The organism is Niastella yeongjuensis (assembly GCF_900110245.1).
GTDB classification, from domain to species: Bacteria; Bacteroidota; Bacteroidia; order Chitinophagales; family Chitinophagaceae; genus Niastella; species Niastella yeongjuensis.
Genome location: NZ_FOCZ01000001.1, coordinates 296998 through 309709 on the forward strand (window position 1 = coordinate 296998; position 12712 = coordinate 309709).

Annotated in this window: 9 protein-coding genes; 5 read left to right on the plus strand and 4 right to left on the minus strand. The window is 42.5% G+C overall.

The features are described 5' to 3' along the window. Nucleotides 1–197: 197 nt before the first annotated feature. Nucleotides 198–563: a BlaI/MecI/CopY family transcriptional regulator gene (locus tag BMX95_RS01360; RefSeq protein ID WP_081199897.1), complete on the plus strand. Its 366-nt coding sequence runs from the start codon at nt 198–200 to the stop codon at nt 561–563. Beyond that, nucleotides 560–1747 (plus strand): M56 family metallopeptidase, encoded by a 1188-nt coding sequence (locus BMX95_RS01365; RefSeq protein ID WP_081199329.1) that lies wholly within the window; start codon nt 560–562, stop codon nt 1745–1747. Before BMX95_RS01360 ends, BMX95_RS01365 begins: the two co-directional genes overlap by 4 nt. Nucleotides 1748–1861: 114 nt before the next feature. On the opposite strand, the gene BMX95_RS01370 is transcribed toward BMX95_RS01365, so the two are convergent. Both BMX95_RS01370 and BMX95_RS01380 read right to left on the minus strand, forming a co-directional pair. Then, a complete protein-coding gene (locus BMX95_RS01370; RefSeq protein WP_081199327.1) occupies nt 1862–3613 on the minus strand; it encodes a cellulase family glycosylhydrolase in 1752 nt (583 codons plus the stop codon). Nucleotides 3614–4110: 497 nt separating this feature from the next. Beyond that, complete coding sequence (locus tag BMX95_RS01380; RefSeq protein ID WP_081199325.1) at nt 4111–7008, minus strand: triple tyrosine motif-containing protein; 2898 nt, start codon at nt 7006–7008, stop codon at nt 4111–4113. A gap of 148 nt (nt 7009–7156) precedes the next feature. Here BMX95_RS01380 and BMX95_RS01385 point away from each other — a divergent pair, with 148 nt between their 5' ends. The 3 genes from BMX95_RS01385 (at nt 7157) to BMX95_RS01395 (ending at nt 10685) form a co-directional block, all read left to right on the plus strand. After that, nucleotides 7157–8536 (plus strand): serine hydrolase domain-containing protein, encoded by a 1380-nt coding sequence (locus tag BMX95_RS01385; protein ID WP_081199323.1) that lies wholly within the window; start codon nt 7157–7159, stop codon nt 8534–8536. A gap of 152 nt (nt 8537–8688) precedes the next feature. Then, entirely contained in the window at nt 8689–9588 is a 900-nt protein-coding gene (locus BMX95_RS01390) for a helix-turn-helix domain-containing protein (RefSeq protein WP_081199321.1), read from the plus strand. 257 nt (nt 9589–9845) lie between these two features. Further along, nucleotides 9846–10685: an oxidoreductase gene (locus tag BMX95_RS01395; RefSeq protein WP_081199319.1), complete on the plus strand. Its 840-nt coding sequence runs from the start codon at nt 9846–9848 to the stop codon at nt 10683–10685. 71 nt (nt 10686–10756) lie between these two features. On the opposite strand, the gene BMX95_RS01400 is transcribed toward BMX95_RS01395, so the two are convergent. Both BMX95_RS01400 and BMX95_RS01405 read right to left on the minus strand, forming a co-directional pair. Beyond that, a complete protein-coding gene (locus tag BMX95_RS01400; RefSeq protein WP_081199316.1) occupies nt 10757–11971 on the minus strand; it encodes an IPT/TIG domain-containing protein in 1215 nt (404 codons plus the stop codon). Nucleotides 11972–12209: 238 nt separating this feature from the next. After that, on the minus strand, nt 12210–12707 hold the full coding sequence (locus BMX95_RS01405) for an Lrp/AsnC family transcriptional regulator (protein ID WP_081199314.1): 498 nt from the start codon (nt 12705–12707) through the stop codon (nt 12210–12212). Nucleotides 12708–12712 lie beyond the last annotated feature (5 nt).

Sequence of the window (12712 nt, forward strand, 5' to 3'; positions counted from 1 at the left end):
ACGGCATTATGCAGTTAACTAATCAGTAGAAAAGGTATAAAAATGTTCTGTATATGTTGCTGATCTATCCCTCATACAGATTTAATCACCCATATAACAACCTGTTTTTCAGCAGATCTGAAAATTCTTTTTGGAATACTTGTTTGCCTAAAAGTTTAGGCATAATATTGCCTAAGAATTTAGGCAAAACAACTATCATGAAGAAACTCACTGCTGCTGAAGAGCAGATCATGCAAACACTTTGGAGTTTGGGCGAGGGTGGTTTTATGAAAGATATTCTCGAACACCTCGCCGATACCAAACCGCATTATAATACCGTGGGTACTTTGCTGAAGATCCTGGTGGAGAAACATTTCGTAGGTGTAAAAAATCCCAATCGCAATAACTTCTATTATCCACTGGTCTCTAAAGAAGCATATTCTGCCAGCGGCATAAAAGCACTTACTGAAAATTACTTCCAGGGTTCGTATACCAATGTGGTTTCGTTCCTGGTTGATAAAAAGGAAATGTCGATCGAAGACCTGGAATTTTTATTAGCTCAGCTTAAAAAGAAAGGCAAATGAATAGTCAAGCGATGTTGCTTTATGTACTGAAATCGATCTTTATTTCCGGATTGTTTCTGGGTTATTACCGGATTGCATTGCGCAATAAAAGCTTTCATTCCTACAATCGGTTTTACCTGTTGCTCAGCACGGCAGCCAGTTTCATTATCCCGCTTTTTAATTTCAACTGGTTTACTATCGATAAACAGAACATTCCGGTGTCGCCGGATACGTTCCAATATCTTATCCAACCTATTACGCCTGCCAATGCACACTTCATTTCCTGGCAGACCGTTGTTTTGTATTCCATTACTGCCATCAGCCTGTTCCTGCTGCTGGTGCTTGCCTTCAATGTTTTTAAGGTTTACCAATTAAAAAGAAGATCAGCCGTAGTGGAAATGGAAGGGGTTCATTTTATTTATACCAACCTCGATCAGGCGCCGTTCTCTTTTTTAAATAACCTGTTCTGGAAAGAATCGATCTCACTGGATGACGATTTTGGCCAGAAGATCTTTAAACATGAGCTCACGCATATTCACCAGAAACATACACTGGATGTGCTTTTCTGCCAGGTCATCAACTCTATTTGCTGGATGAACCCGTTTAACTGGCTTATTCAAAAAGAGCTGAAGGCCATTCATGAATTTATAGCCGATAAGGAAGCTGTTGGCAACAACAATGTGGAAGAGTTTGTGCAGTTGTTATTACGGGCGCATTACGGAAAACACTTCCTTAACCCTACACACGCATTCTATTATTCATCTATTAAACGAAGATTGATCATGTTAACAACAACAAACAACGCACGATTTAAGTTCCTGCGTAAGGCGTTAGTGCTCCCTGTTACCATTGCAGCCGTGGTTACTTTATCTGTTTCTGCTACTGAAACAAAAGCATTCCCTGCAAAAACTTCTGAGGTAAAGAACGACACGACGCCTTCCCCGCGGGCAAACAGCAAACCAATCGGCTTTACTTTAACAGCGGATTCAAATCTTACAGCCACTAAAGAAATTAAAAAGCTGCCAGATAATATCCTGTATATTCTCAATGGAATTCCGTCAAGCGTAGAAGAAGTAAGCCAACTTAAACCCGAGCAGATTAAATCTATAAATGTATTAAAAGGCCAGTCAGCCACTAAAAAATATGGTGCGATTGCCGCCAATGGAGCAATTGAGATTTTGCTGAAGGAACTTGCCCTGAAGTAAGATAATTATCTCTATAGAATAAAAGGGGCCGGCGGCAACCGGACCCCTTTTTGTTGTATACTACTGCTGAACTAACTGCTGATCCTGTGCCCGGCAGGGATACGTGTTGCTATCTTATTTGTCCTTAATAAATGAAATACTTTGCAGGTTGAACCCACCTTTATTGGCTATTAATTTTAATCGGGTAACACCTGCGGGTAAATAAACATTTTTAACCCAGGTTGTTTTATTGTTCTGCTTACTATCAGCAACCGGTAATGTTAGTTTATCGACCACAGTTTTTTCATTTGCCAGCAACGACAATTGCGCACCTTCGCTTTCAACGGTTGTGTTAAATCCTATCTGGTAGCTTCCTGCTTTTTTAACCTGAATGGTATATTGTAACCATTCACCATCTTCAATACTGAAGATCCCGGGCTCTGATTCACTACTATTTATATCCACCCCATCGTTTCGATAACTATGCCCTCTGTTTCCCTGGGTATGAACACCCGGTGTATATTGATAGCTGGCGGTATCTTTATCATAATAGGCCTGCCCCTGTTTACCCAGATCAAATTCAACAGCCGGTATTACTGTAGTACCTGCCGCAATCAGATGTTGCTTAAAAGGCAGGGTTTTGTTTGTTTGTACCTGGCGGAACATGGCATCCACCACATCGCGATGAACAATATTATTCTGAACCTTTACATTATTCAGCAATTGCTGCAATACTTTCCAGGCAGTTGCTGAATCAGGACGTGGACCATTACCGCGCCAGTAATTCAGGATTTGTTCATATCCTTCCGGGATTTTTATTTCCAGCGGGTTACTAATGCCCATTTTTTTCAATGGCCACCATGCCCAGCCAATACCGTTTTCTTCTACCAGTCGGATACATTCAGTAAACCACGTATTCGAATTTTCGCCTGATTCACCCAGCCACAGGGGGATATTAAATTTATCCCGGAGATCGAGAAATTTTTGAATGGCGGGCTGTGTATTGAAATTGCCATACTTGTGAAAACTCAATACCAGGTTATTATCCCATGGCGGTAAAACGCCGTTATAATTATTGCCAAAACCATTGCCTTCGATAATGATAATGTGTTTTGTATCTACTTCCCGAATGGCATTGGTCATATCGATCAGTAATTGCTTTAACGGTACGTTCTTTTTTTCAGCCGTTCCGCGTTTATCCGTGCTGTCTTCAAAACCCCAGTTGGGTTCATTGATAATATCGTAGCCACCAATATACGGTTCATTGACATAGCGTTTTGCCAGCTGTTTCCATAAGGCGATCAGCTTCTGCCGGTTTGCATCGCTTTCCCACAACGATGGTTTCCCGGCATTGCGATCGCTAATATTCAAGTCGTTTCCCTGCCCACCGGGTGTAGCATGCATATCCAGTATCAGGTACATTTTATTGCTGCGACACCAACTGAGCACGCTGTCGGTGATAGCAAATCCTTTTGTGAGCCATGTTTGTTGACCGGCAGTTGGTTCCTGTTCAACCGGTAATGTAAACAGGTTATAGTGCAGGGGTAACCGAACCGAATTAAAACCCCAGGCTGCCATTGAATCAAAATCGGCTTTGGTAGTATGCTGTGTTAACCAGGCGTCGTAAAACTGTTTTGTTTTTTCTTCTCCAACCAAACCGGTAATACTTTCTTTTATGCGATGCTGGGTGCCGAGATTACTCACCCGAAACATATATCCTTCCTGTAATAACCAGCCGCCCAGGCCCATACTCCGCCATATTACAGGCTGTCCTTTTTCGTTGACAATTTGTTTTCCCTGTACTTTTAAAAATCCCTGTCCAAAACTGTGCGTTGTTATAACAATGAGTGCTGCTAAAAAAATGCTGTAACGAAAACTAATAGCCATACTTGGGGTTAAAAATTTTTACTGTTGAATAGGGTCCATTCTAAAAAAGCAAGCCGTTCCGATGCGTCGAAACGGCTCACCGTACCGGCCTACAACCCGGGGTATTGATTTAATTCCGGGTTTTGGGCCAGTTTTGATTGCATGATTGGAAAAAACATAAACCAGGCACCTGCGAACCGATGCGCTGCATTAAACATAATCGGGACTACTTCATAGGAGTAACTCGTTATACTTATTTTGTTACACTTATAACTAAAGGGTACGGAGGTTACAGTTTGGGGTTTGCCGCCATTGGGCGCAGACAAAAGCAAGTGCATGAACGGACAGGGAAAATTTGTCAGGAATAATCGCTTTTGTCGCATATATGGCAGCAGTTTCGTTTTATTGCTTATAAAGTTGCAAATAAACAGCTGACCTTACCAATTTTGGGCTACGTCAAAACCTCTACAATGGAAAACCTTCCATTGACTATCATGTAGTTAAATATTGTACGCCGTTTACCCGGTTATGGAGATCAAAAAATCGTACAAACTGGCTTCATTGCTGGTTAAACCCAGTTTTTTGCGCAGGCGGTAACGACCGGTTTCCACTCCACGGATGGAGATGCTCATCAGGTGGGCGATTTCTTTACTGGTTAAATTCAATCGCAGGTAGGCCGCCATTTTCAATTCAGTGGCAGTAAGATCGGGCCATTGTTCTTTCAGCTTTTTCAGAAAATTGGAATGTACCTGGTCAAAGTGCTCGGTGAATTGTTCCCATTCCTGGGTAACATCCAGCTCGCTGTCGATGAGGCGGATGATCTTTTGGAACTCCTTGGATGCGGCTTTGGTTTCCTCATTACTTTTAAAGGCGTTGAGATCGTCTTTTATTTTCGAAAAGATCTCCATTTTTCGCACCAGGTTCATGGCTGCGGAAGCCAGCTGGGAATTTTTATTTTCAATGTCGGCCTGTAGCTTTTCATTTTTCAGCTCAATGATTTCCTTTTCCCGTTTTCCCATTTGCAGCTCATGCAGCATTTGCAATTGCTTTTGCTCCTCGGCATAGCGCTGTTCCTGTTGCAATAATTTCAGCGCTTCGCGTTTGCGGTATTTGTGTTGTTGCCTTTTATAGAACCAGTACAATAACGCAAAAAGCGCCAGGGCATATAAGGTATAAGCCCACCAGCTGCGGTACCAGGGTGGCAAAATGGTGAAGGTAAAACTGGCTACCGGTGATTCGTTATCAACATTGGTACGGCTTTTTACCTGAAACACATATTTGCCGGGTGGCAGGTTCGTATAATCTTTTTCCGTTTTCTCGCCCCAGTCACTCCAATCATTGTCAAATCCTTTTAAGAAATAACTATAAGCAATGGTATGTTGCTGACCGTATATAATGGAACTACATTCAAAATGAAGGGAATTGGAAGTGTATTCAATAGATTCTTTGGCAACATTTCCGGTAGACAATGCATAACCTCCAAAAATCAGGTCTTCTTTTCGGGTTGATACCTGTACATTCCTGATGAGCGTGGTTAATGGGAATTTACTTTTTTTATACCGGGCGTAATTAATATGGAAGAAGCCTTTTTCGGCAGCTATCAAAACATTATTACTGTCGATGATATTGATGTTCTCAAAACCATTGACCGTGATCTTGTTGTCCAGTTCAGGAATATATACCAGGTGATAATTTTCACCGGAACGTTCTGCCACCCCTACCCGTTTATTACTTACAAACCAGATGTTGCCGGTTTTGTCTTCCTTTAAATAATCAATCTGTATATTATTAAACAGTTTTCTAAAAAAGTCAGATGGTTTAAAATCGTTGATGGCATCATCAAATTCAAAAATGCCATTGTCGGTGGCCAGCACCATGCGACCAGCCACGTTGTACAGGTGGTTATGATTTTGGGAAAGCAATTTCTTTTTATCGCTGTAATTTTTAACCACCGCATTGTTCTTGTCATCAAAAGAAACAATGTAAATACCTTTATATGGGTGAATGGCCCAAATGAGCGCTTTATGTTTTACTATTAAGCGGGCCGATTCAAACCGGGTTTCCTGCATAGGGGAGAAACGGCCTTTGGCATAATTATAAAAATTGATCCCGTTATAAGTGCCGGCAATCATTACCGATGAAGGAAAACTGTCGTGCAGCGGAAGAAAGCCCCAGAAACCGTTCTTGTTATCGAGCAGAACAGCTTTGTTGTCTTTTATTATATAGGCGCCCAGACTATGGCCCATTAGTATTTCTCCATTCACTTCCGAAACATTCCATACCTGCCCTTTTGTATTTTCAACCAGGGAGAATGAACCTTTTGCAAAACTGATGTCCCCATCATTGGAAGGAAGCATGGTTTTATACAAACCGGTTGCTACGCCCAGGTATAAAGTGTTGTTATGTACAAGGGAAGTATAGCCACTGTTACGGTCAGTTGGTTCCGGGAAAATGTTTTTAATTGCATTATTGTAGGAAACCAGGTCAATACCATTGTCGAGTGCCAGCCAAAGGTTCTGGTCTTTATCTATAAACAGGTTTTGTACATTGTTGGTCTGAATGCCTTCATTCTTGGTGAGTTGTTGAATGAATTTTCCATTTTTATCCATAATGATACATCCACCCAGGTTGGTATTGAAGGCAATGGTTGAAGGTGACAGTAAGCGGGCGCCAAAAATGTTCCTGGCAGCCATCTCTTTTATATCGGGCGTTTCAAAACGCGTCACTACATCGCCTTTCAGAATAAACAATCCTTTTGCTACTGAAGTCAGCAGCAGGCTGTCGTGCCCCAGATCGATTATCGATTTCAACAGGGTACCATTGGGGAAACTGCCGGCTTTAACACGGGGTAACCATTGGCCATCTTTATAGTAAACCAATCCATTTTCGGAATTATATGCCAGCACTTCATTATGGGCATTTCCTAAAAAACTCCAGAAAGTACTGGGGAATGCCTTTACTGTTCCATTGTGGTAATCGAATATTTTCCGATGGGCATGAAAGAAGATATGGTCCTTCACAATTTGAATGGTCCATACATCGGCATAGTCGCTGTCTTTTATTAATTGTCGCAGGGAAGTATATACCAGTTCGCCGCGGTCATTGGGGGTGAAGTAGCCAATTTCCTGTTGCCCGCCTACATATATCCTGTCGTTTTTGTCAATGGCGAGGGACCGTACAATGGTGGCATTGGGAATTGGGTATGTACGCCAGAAACTGCCATCGAAAGTGAGCAGTCCGTTGTTATTGGCAAAGTACATAATACCACGACTGTCCTGAGCAACGTCCCAGTTCTGGCGGCCGGCCTTATAATCCTGTTTATAGAAGTTGGTAATATTGGGTATACCAATGGTGTTTTGCGCATATGCAATCGACCCGAAGTACAGTACGGCTATTAACAGGAACAATGATCTCATATATGCAGCTACTCGTTTCTTTAGATATTGCAAAATTAATGACTTTACCGGATAGGACAATGAGGCCCGCTACCCATAAACATAATGGCAATTTTATACAATTTAAAGTCTTTAATATGCGAATTTTACCGCTTTATAAAACCTTCCCATGAAATTGTACAAAAATATCCTTCGTGTTATTCTGTTCCTGCTGGCAGTGGCCCTTGCCTACGGCATCTGGTATGCATGGCGCGCCTTCCCCATCATCAGCGGGTATGGCGCCAAGAGTATGGCTTCGGCAGTTTTCCTGCAACATAGAAATCCGGAGGATGTATTAAAAGAAGAGTTGAACTTTTTTCCCATTACAAAAGGTACTTATACTATTCATCCTGAAGACTCATCGGTAACTGGTTCGGTTTGGGGTTTTGCGAAACGCAAGGCTATTTACAGAACCGGTCTTGGCTGCACCCTGGTAAATGATCTTTCTGAAGCCGAAATACGAAATCAGCATTTTAATTTACCCGCCATTCCCGCGCAAAACAGAGATACCGCCTGGCCGTATGGTGATAAACTTTCTGATAGCCTACCTCCCAATATGGATACTAAAGCATTACAACTGGCAATTGACAGTGCCATGCAAATGCCTTCAAAAAAAGGAGGCCCAGCTTATACCCGCGCCTTCCTGGTAGTGTATGATGGAAAGATCGTTGGCGAACGATATGCGCCCGGCTTCAATAAAAACACGGTACAGATCGGCTGGTCAATGACCAAAAGTTTGACCTCCGCCGTTATAGGCGTGTTGGTAAAAGCAGGCAGGCTGAACCCCAATGCGCCTGCACCCGTTCCGGAATGGCAGCATACCGATAAAGAAAAGATCAGGCTTAAAGATCTCTTACAACAATCTTCGGGTCTGGATTATACTGAAAATTTTGGTGGTCCCAGCGAGGCTACCAATATGCTGTTTAAACGGGGCAACATGGGTGCCTTTATGGCTGAACTGCCGTTGAAGTATGAGCCGGGCACTGTATTCTCTTACTCCAGCGGCAATGCCAACCTGTTGGGCCGGATCATCAGGCAAACTGTGGGCGACTCTATTTATCCAGCATTCCCCTATAAGGCTTTGTTTCATAAGATCAATATGTATTCGCTGGTTCTGGAACCCGATGCCTCCGGTACTTATGTTAGCTCTTCATACAGCTATGCCACTGCCCGCGATTTTGCCCGCTTTGGATTATTGTATTATAATAATGGCGTATGGAACGGAGAGCAACTGTTGCCGGTAAACTGGGTTAAAGAAACCGTTCAACCCGCGGCAGCCAACAAACAGCAACGCTACGGTTATCAATTCTGGCTGAATGGGCAGGATGATAAAGATCCCACCATACGCTGGTTTCCCGATGCGCCGGCAGACATGTTTTTTGCCGACGGTTATGGCGGGCAGAATATTTTCATAATTCCTTCTAAAAAACTGATAGTGGTACGGTTAGGTGTTCGCACCGTTGATGAAAACAAATACCTTAAGGAGGTGATCGCAGCTATAAAGAACTGAAACCTGGCCGACCAGCCACTTCCAATTGTTTGAATTTTGCAATATTATGTTTGAATCCCATAAAGCCCCGGCCCGGGAAGCATCGTAATTTTACAAGGAAGGGCCTGATACCAATCAGCCTTTTAAAATTACAAATTGCCTAAATTTACGATATGGCCAAAACAGAAACACTGGAAGATTTTTATCGCCAGAAAATGAACTGGTTGCCAGACAACCTGAAAAAAGACATCGGGCACTTCAATGTGTTCAAGGTAGAAGATTGCGTTGGTCAGGGTAAAACACCAGTTGAATATACACGCAGGGATTATTACAAGATCTCCCTGATGCAGGGACCGTATGTGTATCACTATGCAGATAAGAGTCTTGAAGTATCCGGTTCCACACTCATATTTTTCAGTCCCAATGTTCCTTATACCTTTCAACCTTTGACGGATGATCCCAAAGGGGCCTTTTGCATTTTCAAAGAGGAGTTTTTTACGGAACGCATTCGTGGTGGTATAAAAGACCTGCCCATGTTTATTACGGGCAATAAACCCAGCTACGCATTGGATAAATCGCAGGATAAATATGTAAGTCAGGTATTTGAAAAAATGATCAATGAACTGAAATCTGACTATGTTTATAAATATGATCTCATTCGCAACTATATTATGGAGATGATCCATTATGCGTTGAAGATGCAGCCCACCGAAACTTTGTATCAGCATACAGATGCCAATGCACGCATCACGGCCGTTTTTACGGAGTTGCTGGAAAGGCAGTTCCCGATTGAATCACCCAACCAGCGCTTCGCCTTGCGGTCGGCCCGGGATTTTGCAGAACAATTGTCTGTGCATGTGAATCATTTGAACCGCGCCATTCGACTCACTACCGGTAAAACAACCACCGATCACATCTTTGACCGGCTGGTAAGTGAAGCAAAGGTTTTACTAAAACACACCAACTGGAATATTTCAGAGATCGGCTATAGTTTAGGTTTTGAAGAACCCGCACACTTTAATCATTTCTTTAAGAAGCAGACGAGTATGACGCCGAGCGCGTTTAGGAATTAGGTTGGTTAATTAGTTAACACGTTAACAAGGAATACAAAATGTAAGGGGCCAAAGTTGTTCAAACAGCTTTGGCCTTTTTCTTTGCTTCTCTTCTTACAAAATCCAAACAAACCAACTTTCACTACTGCATGTTTGAATAATACAACTATCTGTTTGAAAGCGATAATAACGCAGGCGCCCTCTCTATCTAACTTTGTGTCATCAGTTCATAAACGACCAACGTCAATTAAAAATCTTACAAAAGAAAACATTACAGTATGAATAAGAAAACATGGTTTGTTACCGGTGCATCAAAAGGCCTTGGCCTTATTCTGGTAAAAACATTATTGAATGCAGGCTATCGCGTGGCAGCTACTTCGCGCAACATCAACGAACTGCAACAGGCAGTAGGTGTTAACAGCGATGCATTTCTACCCTTAGCAGTTGACCTGACAAATGAACAAAGCGTTGATAAAAGCATTAAAGATACCATTGCTCATTTTGGTGTTATCGATATGGTGGTAAACAATGCAGGTTATGGCCTGTTAGGCGGCCTGGAAGAATTATCGGATGCTGAAGTACGGCAGAATTTCGAAGTCAATGTATTTGCTGTTTTGAATGTGATCCGCAAAGTATTGCCTTATCTGCGGAAACAAAAGTCAGGACACATCTTTAACATCTCCTCCATTGGTGGTTTTACAGGCAATTTCCCTGGCTTCGGAAGTTATGCTGCAACCAAATTTGCCATGCATGGTTTCTCTGAATCGCTGGCTGCTGAAATAAAACCATTCGGAATTAAAGTCACTATTGTTTCACCCGGTTATTTCAGAACGCAATTTCTGGCTGGGTCATTAAGCGTTCCTAAAAATGAGATCGAGGATTATAAACTGGTTCGTGAATCGCAACAGGCGCATCAGCAAAGCATCAACCATAACCAGGCCGGTGATCCTGCCAAAGCAGCAAAGGTTATGATCGAAATTGCTGAACAAAAGGAACCACCGCTGCATTTATTCCTTGGCAAAGACGCATACCAGTTTGCCGATGCCAAAATAAAAGCCGTAGAACAGGATATGGCTGCTGTAAAAGAGCTGGCTACGTCAACCGATATTGATCAATAGTTGAGTAACAATCCGCAAAACAAAATGCCCCGACGATACCATCGGGGCATTTGTATTTATAACCTATTCTCTTATTCTTTGATCAGTAAGCTTTTTGTGAGCTTGTTCTTTCCATCACTCCAAACCACTTTGTACATTCCGGTAGGCAGTCCGCTCACGGGAATAGTTGTTTGTACAGCGCTTTTTCCTATGGACATAGTCTTCACTATTCTGCCGCTGAGGTCAAAAAATTGCAAACGGGTAATATGGTCAGTTGCCGGCTGTTGCCAGATAACATAACCTGATGCCGGATTGGGATACAAGGCAAACGATTTTGAATTGATTGTTGTAGCCGTATTGGCAGCGACTTTTCTTGCCAATGAATCTGGCGTACCTGTTGTGTCTTGTATAAATGTAAATCCATTTTTAGCTGACAAACCAACTGATGAGATCACCGATACAGCTCCGCTGGCGCCACTGCCTACAACCGCTCTGATCAGGGTGTCAGACAAAACTTTAAACTGACTAGCAGAAACACCACCAAATTTCACTGCAGTTGCATACAGGAAATAATGACCATGGATGAATACCGAGTCACCACGTTTTGCACTGGTTGGGAAAAATGTAAAGATGTGCGGTGGTATGCTATCGTGCACGGTAGTATCGGGCACACTCGTTGAATCAGGTATAAAGGTGAAGCCAGGTTTTGAAGCAGTACCGCATGGTGTAGTCACTGATACAGCGCCTGATGCACCGCCATCAACAATAGCTATAATAAGCGTATCAGAGGAAAGGGTAATGCTATCGGCCAATATACCGCCAAAACGTACTGCAGTAGCTCCGGTAAGATGTGAACCAAAGATCATAACTTTTGATCCCTTCATCCCAATTGTTGGTGTGAATAAAACAATCCTGGGTGTATCACAAACGGGAATGGTATCACGGATAAAGGTAAAACCCGGTTTTAAGGCAGTACCGCCTGGTGTGGTCACTGATACAGCACCCGTACCACCAGTATCTACAATAGCTTTAATAACGGTATCGGAAAAAATAATGATGCTACTGGCCCGTACACCACCAAAGCGCACTACGGTAGTACCGGTAAAATTGGCGCCAAAGATGGTGATTGCTGTTCCTTTTTTACCACTGGTTGGTGAAAATGAAATAACCCTTGGCGAGTCTGGAAGAAGGGTGTCCGCAGCCACGGGAGAAAACCCACGATCAATGGGATGCGCCATGGCCATTTGACAAATCAATAGTAACACTGCTACTACACTCCTTTTCAGGATGAGGTAAACATTTCGCATAGATATTATTTAACGGTTAAGAAATGACAATGGAACAGCAGCTCTATGCAATGGCATAGAATTACCTTTTTAGAAATTACATTCCCTATTGCTATCTGGTATTAAAATGTAACAAGTCGCCGGAGACCTAAATAGAAGTGTTTTAACTGTTGAGCAAGTTAGGGATTTGAGAAGAAATAATTTCGAGGCAACAAACAATTAATTTTACCATAACCGTTACTAACTAATTGGAGCCTGCTTACAACAACTGGTGGGTATCTTTCAGTATTCCCATTACAAAAGTACTCTGGGTGTGACTAATTCCTTTAACCATACTTAATTTATGCAGATAGAAGTCGTGGTACGTTTCCATATTCTCAGAAACGATCTTCAGCATAAAATCAAACTGTCCTGAGATGTTATAACATTCCAGCACTTCAGGAAAGCCGGTCACCGCATCGATAAACACTTTTGCAATTTTGCGATTGTGTTCTTTCAATGAAATATAACAAATGACCATAATGCCTTTCTGTACTTTTCGATGATCGAGCAGGGTGGCGTATTGTTTAATAACGCCATTGGCCTCCATGCGTTTTATGCGTTCATGAACCGGGGTAGCGCTTAAATGAATGGCGGCGGCAATTTCCCGCACTGTCAGTTTTGCATCTTGTTGTAACAGGCGAAGGATCGCAAAGTCTTTTTCATCGAGCGTAATAGCCGTTGTATCCGCTTGTTCTGTTTTTGATCTTACGCGCATGGTAA